The sequence below is a fragment of the Labilibaculum antarcticum genome, assembly GCF_002356295.1.
GTDB lineage: Bacteria > Bacteroidota > Bacteroidia > Bacteroidales > Marinifilaceae > Labilibaculum > Labilibaculum antarcticum.
The window spans coordinates 40,207-65,141 of record NZ_AP018042.1; the positions used below are offsets into that span (position 1 = coordinate 40,207).

15 protein-coding genes are annotated in these 24,935 nt (G+C 37.1%); 3 read left to right on the plus strand and 12 right to left on the minus strand.

Annotated features, from left to right (window positions below; translation table 11 throughout):
• The first annotated feature begins 162 nt into the window (after positions 1-162).
• The gene (locus ALGA_RS00175; protein WP_162845352.1) at positions 163-2,508 is read left to right on the plus strand and encodes an outer membrane beta-barrel family protein; all 2,346 of its coding nucleotides are present in this window, start codon (positions 163-165) and stop codon (positions 2,506-2,508) included.
• Between the two features lie 703 nt (positions 2,509-3,211).
• Here the strand turns inward: ALGA_RS00175 and ALGA_RS00185 are convergent.
• From ALGA_RS00185 to ALGA_RS00200, 4 genes are all read right to left on the minus strand, one after another.
• Entirely contained in the window at positions 3,212-4,081 is an 870-nt protein-coding gene (locus tag ALGA_RS00185) for a family 16 glycosylhydrolase (protein ID WP_096427373.1), read from the minus strand.
• Between the two features lie 27 nt (positions 4,082-4,108).
• On the minus strand, positions 4,109-4,789 hold the full coding sequence (locus ALGA_RS00190) for a TonB-dependent receptor plug domain-containing protein (protein ID WP_096427374.1): 681 nt from the start codon (positions 4,787-4,789) through the stop codon (positions 4,109-4,111).
• Positions 4,790-4,882: 93 nt separating this feature from the next.
• A complete protein-coding gene (locus ALGA_RS00195) occupies positions 4,883-6,427 on the minus strand; it encodes a sulfatase family protein (protein ID WP_096427375.1) in 1,545 nt (514 codons plus the stop codon).
• Complete coding sequence (locus ALGA_RS00200) at positions 6,427-8,058, minus strand: DUF5060 domain-containing protein (protein WP_096427376.1); 1,632 nt, start codon at positions 8,056-8,058, stop codon at positions 6,427-6,429. Before ALGA_RS00200 ends, ALGA_RS00195 begins: the two co-directional genes overlap by 1 nt.
• 262 nt (positions 8,059-8,320) lie before the next feature.
• On the opposite strand from ALGA_RS00200, the gene ALGA_RS00205 reads away from it, so the two are divergent.
• Entirely contained in the window at positions 8,321-9,409 is a 1,089-nt protein-coding gene (locus ALGA_RS00205; protein WP_096427377.1) for an SGNH/GDSL hydrolase family protein, read from the plus strand.
• A 91-nt stretch (positions 9,410-9,500) separates the two neighbouring features.
• On the opposite strand, the gene ALGA_RS00210 is transcribed toward ALGA_RS00205, so the two are convergent.
• From ALGA_RS00210 to ALGA_RS00235, 6 genes are all read right to left on the minus strand, one after another.
• Positions 9,501-11,633, minus strand: a complete 2,133-nt coding sequence (locus ALGA_RS00210) for a T9SS type A sorting domain-containing protein (protein ID WP_096427378.1) — start codon at positions 11,631-11,633, stop codon at positions 9,501-9,503.
• Positions 11,634-11,872: 239 nt separating this feature from the next.
• Positions 11,873-13,696: a glycoside hydrolase family 2 protein gene (locus ALGA_RS00215; RefSeq protein ID WP_096427379.1), complete on the minus strand. Its 1,824-nt coding sequence runs from the start codon at positions 13,694-13,696 to the stop codon at positions 11,873-11,875.
• Positions 13,697-13,736: 40 nt separating this feature from the next.
• A complete protein-coding gene (locus tag ALGA_RS00220; protein ID WP_096427380.1) occupies positions 13,737-14,189 on the minus strand; it encodes a glycoside hydrolase family 88 protein in 453 nt (150 codons plus the stop codon).
• A 228-nt stretch (positions 14,190-14,417) separates the two neighbouring features.
• The gene (locus tag ALGA_RS00225) at positions 14,418-15,842 is read right to left on the minus strand and encodes a sulfatase (protein ID WP_096427381.1); all 1,425 of its coding nucleotides are present in this window, start codon (positions 15,840-15,842) and stop codon (positions 14,418-14,420) included.
• Positions 15,843-15,932: 90 nt separating this feature from the next.
• On the minus strand, positions 15,933-17,051 hold the full coding sequence (locus tag ALGA_RS00230) for a glycoside hydrolase family 88/105 protein (RefSeq protein ID WP_096427382.1): 1,119 nt from the start codon (positions 17,049-17,051) through the stop codon (positions 15,933-15,935).
• A gap of 221 nt (positions 17,052-17,272) precedes the next feature.
• Positions 17,273-18,568, minus strand: coding sequence for a BNR-4 repeat-containing protein (locus ALGA_RS00235; protein WP_096427383.1), 1,296 nt, complete (start codon positions 18,566-18,568; stop codon positions 17,273-17,275).
• Between the two features lie 312 nt (positions 18,569-18,880).
• Here ALGA_RS00235 and ALGA_RS00240 point away from each other — a divergent pair, with 312 nt between their 5' ends.
• Positions 18,881-20,032 carry a hypothetical protein gene (locus ALGA_RS00240; RefSeq protein WP_096427384.1) on the plus strand — a complete coding sequence of 384 codons (1,152 nt, stop codon included), beginning with the start codon at positions 18,881-18,883 and terminating at the stop codon, positions 20,030-20,032.
• 255 nt (positions 20,033-20,287) lie between these two features.
• Here the strand turns inward: ALGA_RS00240 and ALGA_RS00245 are convergent, their stop codons facing one another.
• The gene (locus ALGA_RS00245; RefSeq protein ID WP_096427385.1) at positions 20,288-21,808 is read right to left on the minus strand and encodes a RagB/SusD family nutrient uptake outer membrane protein; all 1,521 of its coding nucleotides are present in this window, start codon (positions 21,806-21,808) and stop codon (positions 20,288-20,290) included.
• 13 nt (positions 21,809-21,821) lie between these two features.
• The gene (locus tag ALGA_RS00250; RefSeq protein WP_096427386.1) at positions 21,822-24,902 is read right to left on the minus strand and encodes a SusC/RagA family TonB-linked outer membrane protein; all 3,081 of its coding nucleotides are present in this window, start codon (positions 24,900-24,902) and stop codon (positions 21,822-21,824) included.
• Positions 24,903-24,935: the final 33 nt, after the last annotated feature.

Consider the following 24,935-nt stretch of genomic DNA (forward strand, 5'->3'; position numbering starts at 1 on the left):
CAGCTTCACTTTTCGATACATTATCTTTAGGGAGCACAAGTAAAGTTGTTTCCATAATATATCCTAAAATTAATTTATCGAAATACAATGCAATTATCTGCTTTTTGCAGGACTCACAATATAAACATCAGCATAATACGGGATAGTCAATCCTATACATCCATGAAATTGAAATTATCATCTTTCTTTGCTCTCTTACTTCTGTTGAATTGCTCAATGCAAGTCGCTGCGCAAAAGCTAAGCATCACCGGTCAGGTTTTCGAAAGCACTCGCAATGAATCGCTGCCTTTTACGCAGATTGCCTTATTCGAAAAAGAATCAGACGTATCCTTAAGTGGTGCCTTAACCGATAACATGGGCCATTTCTCCTTGCCTGTGCGTGCGAATACCAACTATCGAATTCAGATTCAGTTTCTGGGTTACCAAAGCTACGTTTCCGAAATTCAAATAGACACAAGTTCGCTTGATTTGGGCAATCTTATTCTTGAAGCGTCGGCACAAAACTTAGCCGAGATTGTGGTTACGGGCGAAAAGAAAACCATTGGAAAAGAAGATGGCAACTGGGTTTTGTATCCCGACAAGTTACCCGATGGCGGTACCAATTCAACCATCGAATTGTTGAGTACCTTGCCGTCAGTAGCAGTTGATTTGGATGATAATGTGAGCATTCGCGGACGACAGGTAACCATTTTAATTGATGGTGTTAAAACCGATGACATAGGTGCCTTGGATCAGATCGCTCCTTCGACCATCGCAAAAATTGAGGTCATTCAAAATCCTTCTGCCAAATACGATGCCGAGGGAAGTGTAATTAATATTCTGCTAAAATCTCCTTTGCAGTCGACCTCCTCTACCCGACTTAAGGCAAGTGTGGATCATTTTGGGAATCATCAGGAAAGCTTTATCACCAACAAACGCTACAAAAACTGGGGCGCATTTCTTCAGGGATCTTCGAACCGGAATCAGTTTGATTCGCAAAACAATTCGATACGTGAAAATTTCATCAATACTAATACTCCTTTCATACTGCAGGATAGAGATGATCAAGTAGAGAACAATACGTATCAATTGCGAAGCGGAATTAACCACCGTTTTTCAGAAAATCATTTAATTAAGGTCGATGCTCAGTGGCAAAACAATGAATACTCACCAACTTCAGCAACTCATAAAGAGAACAGAGACAAAGAAATGGCCTTGTTAAAATCAAGCCAGCAAAATCAGCATTCCAATCGGGATAAAAACATGGGTTTGCTAAGAGCTCAATACATTGGCAACTGGAACACACAAAGTGTAAAGATTCGGTTCAACTACAGGAAACAAAAACAAGACGAGGATCGATTTTACAAGAGTGAAAACCTTTTGCCCAATGGAGATCTTACCGACGCCAATCCATATCTTAAAAAAGACTACCTGAATATGGATATCAATACGATTCAAAGCTCTGTTGATTACGAGAAACAGCTGACTGAAGAACTTGAACTGGAAGCGGGTGCGGATTACAGCAGCGATAAACAGGATCAGAATTCTCTTCAGGAGAAATTTGATTACGGACTAAACGACTGGATTAGGAATCTTAGCAAAACCTTTACTTACAAATACAAAAAAAGCACCTCAGCCGTTTACGGCATTATCAACCAAAAAAAGAACAATTGGTATGCTTCGGCAGGAGCCCGCTTGCGCTTGATTAAAGGGAAAACGGAGAATTTTGGTGACGAAATTGCCAACAAACAAAGTAATTCATACCTATCCATACTGCCTACGCTTAGTTTTGGGCACGATGGAGAATCGAACGGATTTTCTTTTTCCTATAAAAAGAGTCAGAAGATTCCCAGGGCGAATCAATTGAATTCCTATCGCAACGATGCAAATCCTTTGAATATCAACTTCGGAAATCCTGACCTAAAACCTGAAAAAGAACATTCTCTGTCGGTTGATTTTTCGTGGCACAGCGATAAATACCAAATGAGTGTTGCTGTTTTCGAACGAATGATTGAAGATGTGGTGATGAGCGATTATTATTCGATTGGAGATACTCTGTTTCGCACCTACGCAAACATGGCCACACAGCACCTTACTGGCAGCGAATACACGTTTAGCTACAAGCTGGTAAAATGGTGTCGCTTAAATGGCAGTGCCAGTGTATTTCACCAAAAATTCTCTGGTGAAAATCTTTCTCTTCCACAAAATAAAATTTGGAGCTATAACTCTAAAATATCAGCAAACGTGCAATTGCCTAAAAACTATGCAGTGCAGGCCAATTACTCTTACAATTCAAAAACTATTTCGGCCTACGGATTAAAAGGGAAACTGTGCAATTTAGATCTTGGTATGAGCAAGAGTATTTTCAATAAAAATTTAAGACTGTCGGTAAGAGGAGTAAATTTGCTTGATAGTAAAAATCAGTGGAGGGAATCGGAAAACATGCAATTTGCATCGCGTTCTTTCAAATATCAGAACAACCGCCGTCTTGTTTTGGGTGTGATTTACAAATGGAGTCATGCGGAATAAATAGGGACTGTTCAGAATCGAGCAAGTATCACCTAAAAAAGTCATATTGAGCAATATTTATAATCATCCGAATCTGACAAAATTAATTTAGCAAAAAAAATAAAAACCCGAATCCTTATGGAAACGGGTTTATTCTTTTCTGTTGAGTTTTTCTATTTTACGACACTAATTGATTATTATCGTTTTTATTAAAAGACGCTGTCTTAGCATTAAAATAATTGACAAGAATTTCCGTCGACAGTTCATTTCCCTTGTAATCCCAGCCATATAATCTATAGGTTTCAATCTCATTAGAAAGTTCACAAATTAGAAAACCGTTTTCCGAATCAAAAATATATCTGAATTGCCAAGGTGAAAATTTGTACAACTCATTATTATATGGCTTACTAGTAAATAACCTACCTTTAAATTCCGTTGAAAGATATGCCTCTCCACATAAATCAAAATAATTCTGTTTCTGTTTTTCTGATAAATTTATATACATGTTCCTTCCTCTTTAATATCCTATTTTATAAGTAACAAAAGCCTAACATTTCAGGTCTACCAACCCGATTATTGACCTATCTACGGAAGAATTTGTGTAAGGTTTCTAAAACTTTCGTTGATTATAAAAAAAAGTCCAACTACATAAAAGGAGTCGGACTATTCAATTCACACTACATCTAATCAATCGCGCAATAGGCACAATAGTACGACCAGTTATCTATTTTTGTTTCCAAGCTCTAAAATAGTTCACCTTATATTCCCCATCCAATCGCTTGTCATCGGGCAATGCACCAAACCACTTGTTTGATTCACAGTTAAAATTAACTTCCAATGGCTGATGCCAATGGGTATTTTCGGCTTCACGAAACAATATTCCATCGATGTAGAACCGAATGTATTTTGGAGTCCATTCCAATCCCCACACATGAAAATCGGCCTGCAATTCTTCAGGGAAATAGTACTTCTTGGCTCTCGAAAAATGTTTTTTAATATCTCCTTTGTCTTTTGGCGTTTTAAAAACATGAATATTGGAATTCAAATCGTGACGATTGTAGGACAAGCCAGGTGCATTTTCACAAATGTCTATCTCTGTCCACCAGTCTTTACTACCATTTGTCATCCAAAAACCCGAAACCCAGGGAGCATCCATTAATTGCACTTCCGCCTCGAAATATCCGTACAGAAATTTTGTTTTACTCTTAATAAAACCTGTAGAATGTGTGAAACCTTCGGGAAGTTGTTCATCTCCATGTTTGTTAACGCGAATCACTACATTTCCATTTTCCAAACTCACATTCGACCCGTGAAAATAGGTTGGTTGTCTGCCTTTCCAACCAGGATTATTTGGATACCAACGTTTTTCATTTAGTTGTGTTGCATTGAACTCGTCCGAATACTTTTCCAGTTTCGTCCAATCTTTCGAATTGGCTTGGTCGGAAAGCGGAAAGTCTGCAGTAGACCGTACTGGTGCCTGTTCTAAATTCACCGAATCGACATAGTTTTTTGGCGGAATGGTTAAGTTCTGGGCAAAAGCAGATCCACCAATTGCTATAGCCAGCGTTAAAAGGGTTATTAATTTTAATTTCATGAGCGTATTTATTCCTGTTAAGTCTGTTTAATTATTTTTTAAGCTAATCAACACAACACCATTAGCACCTCTTGAGCCATAAGCTGCCGCTTCGTTACCAATTAAGACCTTTACCGATTTCACTTGAGCAGGACTCAATCCCGAAATTTGTTCCGTTACAACACCATCGACTAAAATTAATGCGTGCTCGCCTGATGAAATCGAATTTGCCCCACGTGAATTTAAAAAGACAGATTCAACTCCATTTACACTACCAACCTGAGCTGTTGGATTAACAGCTTGAATGACCTGAAATATAGAAGACATCCGGTCGTAATTATTATTCTCATTCATTTGATTTGCAATGCAGTAATCCAGGGTCTCTTCTTTTAAATACTTCTCGTTAACCGCATTGTAGTGAGCACTCTCATTATTTAAATAAAGAAGATTAACTACAAGATCATTTTCACCTCGATAACGAACCGTTTGGCCAACGAAGCCATTTGCTTTAAATTTAATTACATCCTTCTTCGATTTTACCTGAATGCTAAAGTATCCTAAAGAATCTGTTAGTACTGTTTGCTTGCTTTTCGAAGCTACAACCGTCACATTATTTAATGGATAATATTTAAAGGCAGTTACTTTTCCTTTTAAGACCGTTGTTTGCGCTTGCACGCCAGTAAAAGCAAAGGCAATTGAAAGGATAAGTACAGCAAGTTTTAGTTTCATATTTTGGGATTTATTGTTGAATGAATCAACGGTTAGTATTGTCTTTTTGTTTCTATTTCAGATATCAAGAACCTGTTGAGCGGGATCGAATACTTATTTCCGACTGCTTGTTTCGTTTTTAATTTTTTGAAGTTTAGCATCCAATTTCACTACCAATTTCGGATTAGACTCAGCAAGATTGTTCAGTTCTTTCGGATCATCCTCTAAATTGTACAATTGAGCCTTGGTACTTAAGCCAGATTCAATATTTTTCTCCGTTTTAATCCAACCACCAGCATTCTTTGTAGCTTGAATGTATTTCCATTTTCCTTCACGAATGGATAAAGTATATGCTTCTTCAACTAATTCGGCTCTCCCTTTGTTATCAGTACCCAAGTAAGTTTCCAACTGATTGAAACTATCCGGAGCCTCTCCATCTTGCAATTCATGATTTACTAAAGATGCAATAGATGCATAAAGGTCAACATGACCAACTAAAGCATTGCTAGTTTGTCCGCCTTTAATTTTATTTGGCCAGTAAGCGATGGTTGGCACACGGGTTCCTGCTTCGTAAGCAGAATATTTACCACCACGGTAAATTCCCCCAGGCTTATGATCGCCTAGCAATTCCATAGCTTTATCGTCGTAACCATCGTTTATCACAGGGCCATTATCCGATGAGAAAACAATTAGAGTATTGTCTAGAAGGCCTTTGGACTTTAAATAATCAACCAATTGTCCGGTGATGTAATCCATTTGAACAATGGCATCACCACGAACACCCATCGTACTTTTTCCAGCAAAACGAAGAGCAGGCAAACGGGGAACATGAATATCAAGAAAAGCAAAATATAGGAAAAATGGAGTTTCCTGATTCTCATCAATAAAGCTTCTCGCCTTTGAAAGCATTTGGAAAGGAATGGTCTCATCTTTCCAGCGGGCAGCATTTCCTCCTGTCATGTATCCAATTCGGCTTATTCCGTTTACAATGGTATTTGAATGTTGCTTATCGGCACCGTAACGCAATAAATCCGGATTTTTGGTTCCTGTAGGATCTGTTCCTACCATTCCATCGTAACTGACTGTTATCGGATCGTTTTGATCCAAGCCAAGAACCTTATGATTTTCAAGTAATACACAGGGAACACGGTCTCCCGTTGCCGGGATTAGGTAAGAATAATCGAAACCAATCTCCAGTGGGCCTGGTTTCACATCTCCATTCCAATCCACATTTCCATTGCCTAATCCCAAATGCCATTTTCCAATTACAGCAGTCTTATAACCTTCCTGTTGTAACATAGATGGCAATGTTGGTGTTCCTGGCTCAATCAGTAAAGGTGCATCACCTTGTAAAACAGCTGCATTTTTACGGAATGCATAACTCCCCGTCAACAAAGAGTAACGCGAAGGCGTACAAGTAGCCGCCGAACAATGTGCATCGGTAAATAGGATGCCGTTTTGCGCTAATTTATCCACATTAGGGGTTTGCACTCCAGTAGCTCCGGTACACGATAAATCTCCGTATCCTAAATCATCAACGTAAATTACGACGATGTTTGGTTTGCTGTTCTCCTTCTTTTCCACTGCGCCAGCAACAGCACTCATACTCAGGATTGCTGCAACAGTAAATGATGAAAATAGTTTTTGCTTCCAGTTCATTATTTATTTTTATTAGTAGGTTTGATAATTAGAACAGCATCAGCTTTATTGTACCAAGGCGATTCAAAGTCTTGTTTTTTATTCACATTCAATAATTCGCTGTACTCTCCGCTAAGTGTATTCATCCACTGAAGTGATATCGATTCATTCTCTTTGAACAGAAATTCTCCTCGAAATTTGTAGGTATCCTTGGGCACATAAAACAGATAGGTGTCATCACTTTTTAAGCAATAGCCTGCCTGGTTGTGCCAAGGTGTTGGTTTGAACTTGCTGAAATCGAATTTTGAAAACAGACTGGTCATGTATTTAAAATACTCAAACTTTGGCTTGATAAAACCCTCCTCTTGTTCGTAAGGATTATAAACCACCACATTCCAGCTTGCTGCCTGCCAATAATAGGTAGAATAAACTCCGGCAAAAACACATTGATAATTTCTTTTCAAACATGTTTCGGCATTCACATAACTACCCGTAAACACCTCGTAAGGCGACTCCTCGTAGCCTCCGTGCTCAATATTAAAAACAGGTTTATCTGAGTATTTGTTGTAATCATCCAACATGTTGGTGTAAAGAGAATACGTCCAATCCTGTCGGGATATAAAGTCAACCGATTCGGCATGACGCTTGCAAAAGCCATAATCATGAACCGTAACCAATCGATTAAATGAATTGTTCTCCCGCAATCTCTTTATACGCTCCAATATATAAGCATCATCAGCACGACCATAATACAAAGCTTCTTTCGATACATCCCACATTACATTTGGAAAGGCTCCGTATCGTTTCACCACATAATCGTAATACATGTTATCAGCATCAGAATTCATTTCAGGCCAGGCAACCAACTTGTTCCACACATAAATCATTAAATGAGAAACAATGTTTTTATCATGCATCAATGCAATAGTACGGTCCAGTTTCTTAAAAAACTCAACATTTAAACTTGAATAATCAGGATTCTCATTGTTTCCCAGAAAAGGAAAAATATCTTTCGGTGCTCCATATTCATGTTCCGGATGCTCCTTTAGTTCGTCGTCTTTTTTCCAACTAACATCGTAAGAAAAAACATTCATAACTACCTGATTGAATCCATTTTCGTGCAACAAATTTAAAAGGTGATCGGTTTTAGGCAAAGCTTCTTGGTTATGATAATCCAAAGCATACAACCAATCGCACTCAAAAGCAGTTAGGAAATACGATTCCCCATTTTCGTAAAAGAAGTTTCTTGGTTTTTCAGGATTCAAGACAATTCCACCTTTGTGTTCGTTACTTGTTTCATTGCTGACAACAAGCTTTCCCTTTTTGCCATTCAGAGTTTTAATTTCTGAGCGAGTTTCGTAGGTCCAAACTCCGGCTACCGATGCCGAAAAACGAACCACCCAATTTCCAGCTCCATTATAAAAACCGGGAACAATTTGCACTTTACCATTCGGATCGGTAAACTGAGCAACAAAATCAATAACAAAAGGATTTTGATTTTTCACATCGGCTTTAAAAGCGATATCAACTACTTCCCATTTTTTTATGGTGTTATTTTTTTTTGAATGTTTTACCGTTTTTATTTCAGCCTGAAGCGAATTAAAATAAATTAATCCCAACAGCACAAATACAAATTGTTTAATAGTAGACATAGAAATTGTGTAATCGGTTAATATGTTATCAAAATTACTCAAGCTACAACTGTCATTATGGGATAGAATCGTATGAAAAAAGGGGGCATTTAAAAGCTCTCGAAATCGTCTTTCACCATTACCTTAACTTACTGACTGTTAAAACAAATATCAATTCATGAATTTGCAGTTCAATAAATACAGTTTGACCCTCTCCTTTTTAATTAAAAAGTGCGAAATTGCGCTTCGTATTTTCCAATCGAAATAAAATTAATTTATCAACATGAAGTATTTCTTAGCTCTGGTTCTCTCCATTTCACTTTTTGTTTCCTGCAACAATCTTCCAAAACAAATTACTATTAAGCCAACTTCCGAGGCATTAAATTATATGGGACGAACCGTATGGGCTATCGATTCATCGGTGGCAGAATTATGCTGGTCGGGAGCTTCTGTTTCCCTAAACTTCGAAGGAGAAAATCTAAAAGCAACGCTTAAGAATAGCGAGCGTGACAATTACTACAATGTAATTATTGACGGTGTGGCAGACACAATTTTGCACATCGACACTCTAAGAAAGGAATATGTTTTAGCCAAAAACCTACAGAAAGGAAAACACAACATTCAACTATTTAGAAGAACCGAATGGACCTTTGGTAAAACTCAATTTTATGGATTTAAGATAGAAGGCAATGCAAAATTGCTTCCTGCAGATTCAAAAAAGAAACGAAGCATTGAATTTTATGGCAATTCAATAACTGCTGGTCACGGAGTCGACGATCCAACAGATCAAGATCGTTGGGACAGCATCTACTCAAACAATTACCACACCTACGCTTCAGTTGCAGCACGACATTTTGATGCTCAGTATTCATGTATTGCGAGAGGTGGGATTGGAATCATGGTGAGTTGGTTCAACCAAATTATGCCCGAATTATATTATCGTCACGATCCAACAGATAGTAATTCCAAGTGGGATTTTAAATCAAATCCTGTTGATGTGGTCGTTGTTAACTTGTTTCAAAACGATTCATGGATTGTAAATTACCAAGAACATGAAGAATACAAAAGAAGATTTACCAACAACACACCAGACAAAAAATACATTATTAAAGCATACGCCAATTTCATAAGCAAAATTAGAGGACATTATCCAAATGCTAATATTGTTTGTATGCTAGGCAATATGGATGTAACTCAAGAAGGTTCTCTGTGGCCTGAATATGTAGAAGAAGCCATTACAACTTTAAAGGATGATAAAATATCAAGCTTTTTTATGCCGTACAAAAATAGCGAAGGCCATCCTAAAATAGCAGATCAAAAACTTATGGGCGAAGCACTAATTCAACACATAGAAGAAACTATTGGTTGGTAAAAAAACCTTATAAATAAAACCCCACGCAGTCGACTGCGTGGGGTTCTCACTTCAGACTCGCCAAAACAAGCCTTTAACTAACCAACTAAATCTAATTAACAATTACTTTTTGGGTATAAACATCATTTTCACCTGTTAATCTCATAATGTACATCCCTTTACTGGTTGGCATATCAGAAATATGAATTTCCGATTGTCCTCTGTTTATATTTTCTGATTTAACCACTTTCCCGTTCATTGAAACCAATTCGATAGTTTCAAAAGTATTTTCTGCCATCAACACCTTCATCCATCCTTCTGTTACTAAAGTTGGATACACCGTAATGCCATATTCTTTTGCATCTGTAATGCCTACAGCCAATCTGTTATCGTGCAAATTCACCTGCAAAATTACCGAGCTAACCCGACCATCGGAATCAGGAAACTGAATGGATACCTCATTATCCGCTTTTAAATATTCAATCGGCACCGGAATCTCAATCATTCCAAAGAAATCATCGCGGTTGGCCTGATCGTATCCTGCCCAATTGGTTGGAACCGTTACATTGTTGCCGTTTACTTTAATGCTTGGCGTTTTGGAACGGTTGTGCTTTCGGCCAATGGACATACGTAAACTTGCTGTTCCTCCATTTTCACCTGCATCAACATCATTAAAATGAAATTTAAGAGCTCCAGAAATTGATTTCAAGTGTTCACTTGTATAGTATTTTGTTGTATGAATTGCATTATCGAATACAATATTTTTAGAAAATGTATATTCTATCACCACTGTCTCGTCTGCATTTAGTTTGAGACTGCTTGGCGCTGTATTTTGAGTTTTATCGGAATAAAGCGGATCTTGATTGTCCCAAATCTTTAAACTTTTAATTCGCACACTCGATAAATCATTTAGTTCTTCAAAAGTTGCCAAATCAACAGTAGCATCCTTCTCATCCAGATTACTTAGAGCCAAATACATTTTATCTTCATTCACAAATGCCTGAGTTTGAATATCCGGATTGTTCGAACCAACAAAAACCCTTTTTCCTCTTACATCCTGCCACAACTCAAAAAAGTGCACACGTGGTGTAAAAACCCACTCTGTAGTGCTCGACAAGGGAACCCCTAAATTTTTAGGACGCCAAAGTACCGATCCATAAGGTTGATAATTGTTGGCCTTAGTTATGTGCCAGGTTGCTTTCGATCCAATAAAAGGAATTGCAATCATCATATTATTTTCCCGATCCAACAGGTTGAATAAGATGTGATTTATGGATTTTATCGACTGTACGCTTTTCACATCGCTATAAGCATCACCATAGCCTTTTTCAATGCCTCCAAACTCAGTAATGGCATGAGGTTTTACAACACCCCATTTTGCAAAGCTATAGGTCTCAATTAAATCTAAAATTGCTTCGGAATTGGAACCTGATCGTTTTGAATCTGCTCCGGCAACATTAATTCCATCGTATAAGTGAGTTGCAAAAGCATCCATATGCTCACCTGCAACATCCATAAACATCTTCATGCGTGTGTCCCAGTGACCAAAATCCCACAACTCAACAGAAGGCCATGCACTCGAATAGCCAATCACGCTTACTTTTTCCAATCCTGCTGTTTCATCAAATTTCTTTCCAATCGCACCAAACCATTCTGCCATACGAACTCTCATCTTCTGATCATCGGGTTGCTCAGCACTAAAATCGGCATCGCCCGCATGCACAAAAGGTTCATTCATAGGCTCAAACCACAATGGTCGATCCTCATCAGTAAAAAAATACTTGAAGTATTGTGCAGACCAGTCTGCTGCTTTATCTGCATCCACGCTCCAACGTGCTACGTTGGCCGGATGTTCCGTAATAATCTGCCTATTTGAATGACGCCACCAGTTAGATTGTGATTGGGTATAGGCTATTTGACCATTTCCTTGACTTATAATAGAAGCTTCGTCTTCAGGATAAACTCCAACCACTCCACTTGCTTTATTTTTGGCCACAGAAAATGGTCCCCAAAAACAACGACCAAAACCAGCATTTAACTCTCCGGTATACTGCTCATATTCAGCATCAGAAATATCTTTATCGCCCCAAGTGGTATGCGAATTAAAATATTTGGCTCTATCCAATTCTGAGACATCGCCAAGATAACGTTGCATGGATGGATCCACCGTAATTTTATTTTGAGCATTTGAACCATTACAAGCAAATACGATTAAGAGAGTACAAAGAGTATAAATTTTATTCATAGAAATTATTTAAATCGTTTTCGATTCTACAAAGAGGTGAAAAACAGAGCACAAATCAGGAAAAAAAATCAAAGTAATTACAGGGGGATTTTCTTAGCCAATTCGCTTAAAGATTTAAAGAGCCAAGCCTTTTGTAAAAAAAGCAATTGCTTCTTAAATACTAAGAAGCAATTGCCATACAATAAAGATATTCACTTACGAATAAACTCGTTTTTAAAATCTTTTAAAAACTCCATTCACTATTTCTTATTTCTATAAAATTCCTGAAGAGTGTAAAAAGCTTTTTTTCGATTGCCGGTTTCCGAAATTAAACCTTTTCGATTCCAACCATCCTGATAAGGAATCAACATTCTTCGAGGAGAACGAAAGTCAGCAAGAATCCATGGTGTTATTCCACTCAATTGGGGTATTTTATCGAGGGTAGGCAATGTTTCCTTGTAAAGTAATTCTTGGAATTCTTCACTCCAACGTGTCAGGCTATCTGCATGAAAACCTTGTAAAGCACCTGCTCCAAACTCTGATATGATAATTGGCTTATCCAAATCGACTTCCCAACGAATATTTTTAATGTTATCAACCTCACCACCATACCAACCGTAATATTGGTTAAAACTTAAAACATCAACGACTTCGGCAAATTTATCCTCAACAATCATCGTATTTTGTTCCCCTTTTTTTCCATGATCTTCTAATGCTGCACTAATTAATCGTGTATTATCAATAGAGCGCGCAGTTTTTGCAAGATTCGATAAAAAGACAAAACGAGCATCGGTTTGTGGAGTTTCGTTGGCCATAGACCAAATTATTACAGAAGCTCGATTTTTATCTCGACTAATAACTTCCTTTAATTGATTTTCGGCATTTGCATATGTTTCCAGATTCTCCCATTGAATGGTCCAATAAACAGGATTCTCCTCCCATACTAATATTCCCATTTTATCCGCTAGGCGAAGCATGTTCTCGTTGTGTGGATAATGAGCCAAACGAACAAAATTACAGCCTAATTCTTTAGTCCAATTCAGAAGCATTTGTGCATCTTCCATTGAATGAGCTCGACCTCCACGCATTACATTTTCTTCGTGCATGCAAATTCCTTTCAAGAAAACAACTTCTCCATTCAAGAGAATATCAGAACCTTTGGTTGCAATAGTTCTAAAACCTATTTCATCGCTAAGCTGGTCATCTTCAGTGCTAAACTCAACATGATATAGTTTAGGCGATTTATCACTCCAAAACTTCAATTTCTTTACTGGAAACTGAAACTTTAGGTATCCATTTTCATCAGTTGTAAATGATTTCTCAATCTTCAATTCGGGAATACTTACATTCACTTTAGAATTTGATTTTCCAGCACCATCCAGCTGAAAATATCCAGTCATTATTCCAGCATTATCCTTAGCCAGTTGTAAACTATAATCCTGAATAAAAGTTTTATTCAATTCGTAAATCGTAACATCACGTGTTATTCCACCATAATTCCACCAATCGGTATTTAAAGTTGGAACTTCGTCTGCTGCACGTTTATTGTCGACCCTTACAATCACAAAATTATCTTTCTGTTTTACCAGATGACTCATCTCAAAATTAAAAGGAGTAAATCCACCTTTATGCATCCCTAATTTCTTGCCATTTACATATACATCAGCACGATAATTAACAGCTCCAAAATGTAAAAAGTAACGTTTTTCAGGATTGTAATCGGGTAAATCGAATGATTTTTTGTACCACAAGGAACCTTCGTAATAAAAGAGTTTTTCTTTTTGAGAATTCCAGTCACCAGGCACTAATAAAGTAGGTGCTAAATCAAAATTATATTCAACCAATTCCATCTTATCCTTTGGCTTTTTGTTCAAGTAAAAAGCTCCCGCTCCTGGATTTTCCGAATCATCATGAGGTTTCCTCCGATAATTGTAATATCCGGTTTCATACACATCAACAATATAATGCCACTTCCCATTTAAACTAATTCCTTCCCTTGAAAAGTTATTGTGTATCAATGGCTCATTCGCGTTAGCTACAATACTAAATAACAAAAAGCTAAAGCTTAATATTTGTTTTATCATTCTTCGATTTATTTATTAATATGAAGTTATATCTACCCTATTATTTCTGATTTTTAGAGTACAGTTTGTATACCTCAGAACCAGCACTTAAAAATGCACCGCTTCCATACACTTCCGACTTATCGGCCCAAGCTTTACCGGGTGCCGCGCCTACTGGTTGTACGTAGCCTAACATTCCATCTTTAGTAATGTAACTGCACATTGCCTTCCATCCTTTAGTAACAGCGGGCTCGTAGGTTTCACGATCTAAAATTCCATTATTAATGCCCCACGCCAAACCAAAAACATAAAAAGAAGAACCACTGGTTTCTGGAGTGGGATAAAATTCCTGACCGAGTAAACTCATGGCCCAATGCCCTTCGGGAGTTTGTATTTTAACAAGTTTTTTAGCCATTTTTTTATAGATGCCTAAAAAATATTTGTACTCCTTTGTTTTCTTTCTATAAAATTCTTGAAGGGTATAAAAAGCTTTTTTCCGATTCCATCCTGCCACAACTTATTAAAGGACACACTTGGTGCAAGACCCCATTCTGTGATCCTCGACAACGAAACGCCCATATTTTTATGGACGCCAAAGTACTCAGCCGTAAGCTTGATGATCGTTACGTTCAGAATAGCAATAGTGACCGAATGTTGGCTATATTTCTGTCAAGTTACATCACTTTATTTTACCGTTAAATAGGCTGTTGTTTTATATATATTATTGTGTGGATTTATTATATCATTGCATTTTAGCTGCCAACTCATTTTTTAACTCCTTCACTAATTCAAGGTGTTTATCCGCCACATTTTTGGTTTCATTTTCCGAAGTTGTATGATCATATAATTCTACAAAACCATCCTTATGAAGAGTCATCCGATGCGTTGCCGTTCTTATTGTAGAAGCCTCATTCGTGTAAGCTACAGCTGAGTGACCAGTTGTATTCGGATATTCTAATATTTCCTTCAAAGATACTCCTTGAACAAATTCAGGAATCTCAACTCCTGTTAAATCACACAAAGTTGGGAAGATATCCAGTGTCTCAACGATAGCATTGGTTTTGTAACCTTCATGTTTCATTCCAGGATAGTAAATTATCATTGGTGAATGTAAGGATTCCTCAAACAAACTATGCTTTCCCCAAATGGCGTGTTCTCCCAAATGCCAACCATGGTCACCCCAAAGTACAACAATGGTATTTTTATCTGCTCCTGTACGTTTCAATTCCTCAAGAATTTTCCCCACTTGGGCATCGGCGTAACTAACACAAGCTGCATAATGACGACGCACCTCATCAGCAAAGGCCATATCTTTATTTGGGTCTTTTCCCCAGCGGTTGTAATTCATAAATTCACCGGAACTGTGCCATGTGGTTTTTCCTTCTGGTTTTTGAGGGTGTTCTATTGATGGAAATTTAACACCCTCATACAAGTCAAAATAAGATTTTGGTGCTCCAAAAGGTAAATGTGGTTTAATAATTCCAACGGCTAGAAAAAACGGTTTTTCTTCATCTGTCGAAAGTACTCTTAATTGTTTCAATGCCTCATTTGTAATCGCTCCGTCTGGATATATATTATCATCCCCCTCTACGGTTTGAAAAACGTCCATATCACCGGCTTTTATTCGAACTTCTCCATGAGCCAATCCGTGCATCATTCCACGAGGATGCTCCCATTCCGCAATTGGCATAAGGTGTTTGTCCCATGCTTTAGGAACTTCAATTATTGTGCTATCATTCCAATCACTACCACCCCTTCCGCCAGGGTGATGAGATACTTTTCCAACTGAAACTGTCGCATAACCATGTGTTTTGAACCACTCCGGCATACTTGGATGGATAGTCTCAATCCCTTTTGCAATTTTATTTGCTCGAAGGAAAAGTGCATTGTTGTTTGCTGGCCCGTACTGACCTGTTAGTAAGGTATAACGAGATGGGCCACAACTTGGAGCATTAACAAAATGTTTCTGAAAAGAAACACCATTTGCTGCGAGTCGGTCAATATTTGGAGAAGAAATATACTCTGCCCCAAAACATTTCAATTCAGGTCGAAGGTCATCAATACAAATTAATAGAACATTCTGTTTTCCTTCTTTGGATGGTTTTGAACATTGAAAAAATAACAGGGCACAAAAAAACAGTGCAAATAGTATATGCTTATTTTTCATTTTTATAGTTTTCATTCGACTCTCTATCCGGAATAATGACACACAAAATAAGAGTAACTCACTCTTACTATCTTTAAAATTTTCAATCTATTATTTCTGAGCTTTAGAATACAATTTAAACACTTCAGAACCCGCACTTAAAAATGCGCCGCTTCCATATACTTCCGATTTATCGGCCCATGCTTTCCCCGGTGCTGCACCTATTGGTTGCACATAGCCCAACATTCCATCTTTGGTGATATAACTGCACATTGCATTCCATCCTTTTGCAACCGCTGGCTCGTAAGTTATGCGATCTAAAATTCCTTGATTTATGCCCCAGGCTAAACCAAAAACATAAAAGGAAGATCCACTGGTTTCAGGTGTTGGATAAAATTCCTGACCTAATAAGCTCATGGCCCAATGTCCTTGTGGAGTTTGTATTTGAAGCAGTTTTTTAGCCATTTTTTTATAGATACCCAGGAAATACTTGTATTCCTTTGTTTTCGGATTGAGCTCATTCATAATGTTCGCCAATCCCGCAAACACCCATCCATTACCTCTTGCCCAAAATATCTTGGTTCCATGATCCAGTTTCCCCATAAAACTCTGATCTCTGTAATACAGATTCTCCTTTTTATCGAATAAAAAATCGGTAGTCGCCTTGTACTCTTTCACCATAAAATCGAGATACTCTTTCTTTCCCGTAATTTGATACAATTTAGCCCAAACAGGTGGCGACATAAACAAAGCATCGCACCAATTCCATCTATCCTGATGAAATTTTGTTCTCCACTCTAAAGAACTTTGCGATGGATGATATCGAATAAAATCGAATTGTTTTATCATAGGAGCAAGCATCTCCTTGTCATCATATTTTCGATACAACTCGCAATACAATTGCCCTACGGTATGATCATCGGCATGATACTGTCTGTGATGCAATTTCCATTCATTCTCTTCCCCAATCTTCTTCAACCACTCATAATACTGATCATCTCCGGCCATTGCCGCCCATTTTACCATACCTACATAAAGCGCTCCGTTTGTCCAGTCAAGCGGATGATGAGCTTTCTCTCTTCCACTATAGGTATCTCTGAAATGTTCAATTTGCCAATCAGCAACACGTTTCATTTCCTTTTTCACCTCATCGGGCTTTATACTTTGCGAAAAGCCAGGCAGAATAAATAATACCAAAAGGCTAAGGATAATAAATTTGTTAAGTTTCATATGATTATAATTTGTTTTTTAGTTGCCATATGGAACTTACCATGCTGGAATAATCATCCTCCTGTGTGTCAAAATCACTTTGGCATGGACGTTTCATATGTTTATAATTTTATGTTTTTACCATATGGAACTTACCATATAATCATTTCCCTGTGTGTAGAAAGCTTTATACATGGACGTTTCATATCAACTATTTTAAGGGTTTGGGTATCAGAATATAATTAGTCTAAAATATAATCAATTCGTGTTTTATAATTGGAATAATGAACATATTTTTCGTTTACCATCCAAAGCAACACCATTTTATCTCCTTGTTTCATGTTTTGAGGAACAACAGGTCGAACATTATCGTATTTCGAATTTTGCGTAATTGCCGTTGTTTTCCATGACATTCCATGATCAGAAGTGACTCTCTTTTCAATTTCAAAAATTCCATTTACCTCTCTAGAAATGTAAATTGTATTTTCCTTTAGTGGATGAATGGTCATTCCTCCCGAATAGTGAGGTTCTTTTTCAATCTCCCCCTCTTGTGTTTGCGGAAACCACTTTCCAGAATTACATATCTCATTGTCGATCCATTCTCCTTTTACATATTGGGTATAATGATACAAATGCTCTGTTTCTTTCGGATATCGCGCATATAGGATAACTGGATTCCCTTTTTTATCAGCACTTACATCGTAAACCCAGGCTCTTCCCTCTTGGTCTGTCGCTTTATAAACTATTGAAGCATCTTTCGGCTCAAAAGGCAGTTCATCTACATCACATATTTTAGTTCCATCTATTCTCCAAAATGCTCCCTTCTCATAACAGGCATAATATACCGAATTGGTTTTCTCGTTACGCGGATGACCATCTGTAAAAACAATATGAATTTTAGATTGTCCATCAGAATAGTATCGCACATACGGACGATTTCCTCCTTGAAATGGCTGGTTGGTGATAAACACACGAGCATCCGAGAATGTTTTCCCATTGTCATCCGACCACATCATGTTTGGTTTAAAACCTGTCCATCTTCCAAAACAATAGATACGTCCATTTTCCTTTTTTAGTTGAAAAGGATTTGCATAAGTCACACACTTTCGTGGATATAATTTAAACTGTTCGTCATTCAATACCTTTTTTGTATAAAGCGTTGAAAATTCAGTTTCGCCCTTATTCAAATGATGAAATCGAACCACTGTATCCATGTGCTTTGCATACGCCATTAGAACACCACCATCGTTCAATTCCAAAAAAGCTGGATTGGCATGATCATCCTTATCTAGGTTTGAGCTCACAATTTGAGTTTTCTTCTCACCAGTTTTCAAATTAAGAATTGCTGTTGTAATAGAACCATTTTCACTGACCCAACCGGTTACTATTTCATCAGCAACATTGTGTTTATAAATAGCTCTTGGCGCAGAGAACCAACACCACGCCCCATCATCGGTTAGTGTTTTCTGCTGAGCAAACAAATTGCCTGTTAGCAATAAAAAGCAAACGACTGATAAAATAGCTCTTGTCATTTTCATATGTTTATAATTTTATGTTTTTGTCATATGGAACTTACCATATAATCATCTCCCTGTGTGTAGAAAGCTTTATACATGGACGTTTCATAGATTTTAATTTAAAAAATTATCTACTATTACAATTGCGGATATAAATAAGATTAGTAGAAATTACCATTCCTTCTAATCATTATTCCAAATGAACACTATTCCAGGCATTTTGTTTATCTTTAACACTGCTTTAACGGTACTTGTAACGGTTAAGTTCAACCGTATAAAACTAACTAATAGTCAGTTGCCAAACGAAATCATGATACATCCCATTTCCAATCAATGAATATATCCACAGAAAAAAAACGATTAGCGGTTGATGAAATCCGTAAAAGCGGGACTTTTTCGAAGGCTCCAACAAGTAGCTCCATGCTACAATATTTGTTCGAGGAAACACTAAAAGGAACCGATTTAAAAGAAAAGCTTATCGAGATTGATTTTTTTGGAGAATCAAAAAACACAGACAAAAGCAATCCTCGGGTTCGGGTAAACATTTACAACCTGAGAAAAAAACTGACCTCCTATTATGAGAAAGAAGGTAAAAATGATACATGGCAATTATGTATTGACAAGGGACAATATCAGGTAAGCTTCATTACAAAGAATCGTAAAGAGCGTTTTCTTGCAGTGAGTAAACCAACTATTCTAATCCCTTACCTGCTTCTGTTTGTTGTCCTATTGGTATTTGCCTTAAATAGTATACCGAAAAAAGCCCCAGTATTATGGCGTTCATTTCTTAGCAATAAAACTGCCACAACTTTATTTGTTGGTGATGTGTTTGGCATAATGGGTACAACCGCTACGGGAAACGTTGGCTGGAACAGAGATTACAATATCAATGACTTGAAAGAATTTTATCAGTTCTGTGAAAACAAACCTGAGCTTGCCGGCGATCTAAAACCATCAAACTATTCTTACACAAACGGAATGGCGGCCGTATCAACACAAAGACTTAGCCTGTTGTTTAAAGATTACGAGAAAGAGTTCAACATCCGATTTTCAATGCAAAGCACCATTGCTGATATCAAAGAGGGAAATTCCATCTACATTGGTCCCATAAAAAACAACAATAAATTTGTTCACTTTTTTAATGAAGAAAATCCCTACTTTAAAATTGATGGTGACCGTCTACTGTTTTCGAATCATCCTAGCCTAAAAGATACTGTATTAAATCTTATTTCTAATGGAACAGAATCTGACTACGCCATTGTTTCCAAAATACCCGGCCCGGATAATAGCGAACAATTCATTTTCTTTTCGAATCACGATATTGGAGTTCGCTCTACCGTTGAATACTTTACGAATATTGATTCCATTCAACATTTTACAGAGAAGTATCTAGATGAAAAAAGTCATTTTACCGCTGTTTTTCTTACTAAAGGAGTTAGCCGAACCAATACTGATTTGGATTTGATTTGGGCAGTTGCACATTAAATAGATCAACTCTCAAAATCCATTTAGATTTGATCTAAAGCAAGGATTATAGTACTCCCACCCAATTATGTCCTTTAAAATCTATAAACCTCTTAAATACTTCCCTTAGTCTTTGAATTTAAATGAATACAACTTATCAGTTCATCAAACTCTGAATTTAATACCCATAAAAAAAGAGGATATCCAATAGGATACCCTCTTCTCTCACTAATCATCCTTATTCACCTCTAAATAAGAACTTAAATCATTAAATACCTATAAATTAGGATTTAAATCAATTTCTGTTTCTGGAATTGGAGCATACCAAAGGGCCTTATTGTTAGGATCTCCTACCAGTGGAACCTCACGTGAATCACGTAAAGCATTTACAGTACCTACCTTTTCCAAACGAACAAGATCCAACCATCTATTTCCACCAATTTCTGATACAAATTCGTAGGCACGCTCTTTTACAATAGCATCAATAATTGCTTGTTTAGAGCTCAATTGAGCGGCTGTATAATCAACACTTGCATCAGCATCTTCCCAAAAACCTGCACCCAAAGCCGCAACCTCATCAGAGGTGGTCGCACCACCAGCGTAAGCTCTTCGCTTCACCATATTTAAATAGTTAATTGCATCAGCTTCAGCGCCTGTATTCGCACAAGCCTCAGCATACATCAACAATACTTCAGCGTAACGCATTGCAGCTACATCATTATGACTTTGCCAAGTATGAAGAAATTCTGGTCTACCTTGAATTGTACCGTAAAGCAACTTGGTATTCACAGGATGTGCATATGTAATGGCATCTACTGAAGTTGTACTTGTTGTAGCATTCTTACGATATCCGTCAGGAAAACCCGAATAGAAATTCCATTCTATGAACATATCCATCCAAGCGGCCCAAAATGCACCATACCAGCGACTCTCACCACTAATTGGCCAAGGCTGACGCTTGTATTGATGTGCAAAAATGATCTCCTTGTTATTTTCCCAAGGCTCACCAAAATTGTGCATATAATCATCCATTAATGAATAAACATTAGCATCAATAATTTGCTTGGTATAAGATTTAACATCTGCCCATTTATCAGTTTCACCATAAGGCCATCCTGTTAATTGCATGTAAGCTTTTGCTATGAAAGCTTTTGCCGCAGTTTTAGTTGCATGTCCATCAACAACAGAAACATCAGTGTCACGTGCATTAACAGCCCATTGCTCAACAAACTTTAAATCACTTATTACCTGAGTTATCACCTCTCTGCTAGGTGTTTTTAACATTTCGTAGTCAGGAGAAGAGGTTAATGGCAAAGGAACATCACCAAAAACTGTTGTCAATCGAAAATATAACAAGGCTCTAACAAAATAAGCATTTGCAAGCGTATTGTTCACAACTGCTTCATCAACTCCTTCTGGGTGTGCCTTTTCGATAAAAGTATTGGCTGCATTTATAGCTCTGTAGTATGCATTCCAAATACCAATAGTACGACCATTTCCACCTGTTAAAGCAAATGTATCACCTTCTCTAAAAACCCACTTATTACCTCCATTATGTGTAGTCAAATCATCAGCACCAGTATAAGCTGCTAATATATCAACTCCCCAGCAAGCACGATTCATTAATCCAAACATTCCGGTAACACCAGATTCTAGGCTTAATTCATCAGCATAAAATGAATCACCGGAAACAGCTCCCAAAGATCCTTCGTCTAAATCTTCGCAAGATACCATACTCGACAGCATCAATCCTCCGAAGATTAACATGATTAAATATGAATATATATTTCGTTTCATAATTGTTTTATTTTTAGAATGTTACTTTTAAACCTGCTGAAAATGTTCTAACAAGAGGATAAGAAAATGCATCAATACCCGCCTGAGAATCACTATTAATATTAGAACTTGATGCCTCAGGATCAAGACCGGAATAATCAGTTATTGTAAGTAAGTTAGTTACACTTCCGTAAAGTCTTAAATTACTAATTCCGATTTGTTGCAACATATTTGCAGGCAAGGTATAACCAATAGTTAAGTTACTTACTTTGAAGAATGAACCATTCTCAACATACTGACTTACTACATAAGAAGCAGAATGATCTGTTCCGACAGGCATAATTTGCTGTGTAGAACCAGAGTTGCTTGGAGACCATCTGTTTAAATATCCTGGATAAAGAATATCCCGGTTCATAACATTTTTTGAATAGTTGTAAATATCATTACCAACCTGGCCTACGCACTGTACACTAAAATCAAAATTTTTGTAGTATAAGCTAGTGTTGAAACCATAAATAAAATCAGGAGATGCATTACCAATAATCTGCCTGTCTGTTCCTTCATAAGATCCGCTATCATCAAGATCTTCGTATCTCATTTCACCAGGTTTTGCGCCATATACTGCAGCTGCAGTGGCTTCATTTTCTTGCCATAATCCGAGAGCTTTTAATCCGTACAAAGAACCCATTGATTTACCCTCTTGTACAATAAATTTATTACCTCCTACGATATTCCAAATACCCAAAGCTTCTTCTGAAGCAACAAAGATATGATCTGCATCAATTCCAAGATCAGTTACTTTATTTTTATTACTGGATACGTTAAAATTAGCAGACCAGCTTAAATCTTTTTTATTCAGGATATTCCAGTTCAAACTAAATTCAAATCCTTTATTTTCAATGTCTGCGAAATTATCAGTAAATGAATTACCTGATAAACCTAAATATGCAGGAGTTGTTCTTGAAATAATAACATCTGATGATTTTTTCTCGTATACATCGAGAGTTGCAGATAATTTTCCTCTTAAAACACTAAAATCAAGTCCAAAATTTAATTGTGATGTTGATTCCCACTGTAATGCTGGATTAGTTAGTTCACCAGGAATCACACCTGCAACAGGAGTTTGATTGTCCCAATAATAATATAGAGGTTGATTTGTTCTTTGGTCAAGAGTAGACTGTGTATCGTAAGCTCCAATAGCTCTGTTACCAGTAACACCATAACCAGCTCTCACTTTCATATTATAAATCCAATCGATATCTTGAATAAAGCTTTCTTCTGAAGCTCTCCAAGCTAATGCCGCAGATGGGAAATAACCCCATTGGTTCCCCTCTTGAAATACAGAAGCTCCATCAGCACGCATCGAAACAGTTACTAAATACTTGTCATCAAAGCTATAATTGATACGACCCATATATGAGCGCATCTTTGTCTCATTATATTCCGAAGAGGACAATGATGGCTTACCATTATTTAAGATATACCATTCATTTGCAAGAGTTGCCAAATCATTCACTTTTGTCTCATTAGATTGATACGAATTCTTTGAAAATTCATAAACAGCTGAAACTTTTAAATGATGCTTGCCAAAATCGTTTTCATATGATAAGATGTCAGTATTTAAATATGAGCTACCTCTATTATACGCTTGACTAGCTGTAATATCGGCTCTTTTAATATTAACATTATTAATCAGATCACGTTTACCATTAAATCCTGTTGAGAAACTACCTGCATTGGATATAAATAAAGTGAAATTATGCCCTAAATCAAATGTTAAATCCAAGTTAGAAGTAATTTTCTCACCAAACGTTTCCTGGTTCTGCATAATGAACTGCTCAGGATTAGCCTCCTGACCTGGTTGGTAACGACCACCGTAACTATTGTAAGTTGAAGGAATGATAAATTCACCGTCAGCATCTTTACTCTCCCAGAATTGAGGATAAAGAACAGAACGCCCGTATGCATTTGCAACACCATTATTCTGACGACCATTATTTTGAGAATCAGTATGAGTTGCGTAGGTATTAAACTTCATATCAATACGATCAGATATTTTCGCAGAGATATTGGAACGCAAAGAATAACGCTTGTAATAGGATTCTTTAATAACACCCTGATCATCCAGCATATTTCCAGAAAAGAAATACTTCAATTTGTCAGAACCTCCAGTTAAATTAACCGTGTAATTTTGTTTGGTTGCTTTACGAGTAATCAAATCACTCCAATTAGTCCCACCATTCTGTTTAAAACCGGCTACTTCTTCAGCAGTAAATGCATCAGGTTGACCCTTAGAAGCATTCTGAAGGTTAATTAATTCTGCCTGATCTCCTGCTGATAAAATATCATACTCGTTGATCATTGAACTGGTACCAGCGTTAGCTTCAAATGAAACTTTTAAGGCACCTTCCTTAGGAGCATTTGTTGTAATTAATATAACACCATTAGAACCTCTTGAACCATAAATAGCAGTAGCTGATGCATCTTTCAAAACATCAATACTTGCGATGTCGTTCGGGTTTATTGTGGAGATATCAGCACCAATAAAACCATCAATAACATACAAAGGTTCGTTACTAAAGTTAATAGAACTACCACCACGAACTCTAATTTTCATTTTCTGTCCTGGTGCACCTGTAGTTTGCTGAATGCTAACTCCAGCAATTTTTCCTTTTAAACCAGCATCGACAGATGAAATAGGAGCTAGTAAAAGATCCTCAGATGAAATTGAAGCTACAGAACCTGTAATGTCCTTCTTTTTAACGGTACCATAACCAATCGCTACAATTTCTTCCAAAGAAATAACATCAGCTTCAAGACCAACATTAATAACAGTTTTACCCGCTACTGCTACTTCACTTGGTGTAAATCCTACAAAAGAGAAAACCAAAATGGAATTTACGTCTGTATTAATGGAATATTGTCCATCAATATTAGTAACTGTACCATTAGTACTACCCTTTTCGTAAACTGTAACTCCAGGTAATGGATCGCCTGATAACTTTTCAGTCACAGTTCCTGTTACCTGAGGACTTTGAGCATACGAATTACTGCTCACAATTAATAAAATAAAAGCTATCACTATGGATAAGCCTTTCCCTCTGTTCTTTTTCATATTTATTCATAATAGGTTAGAAATCAGGTCTAA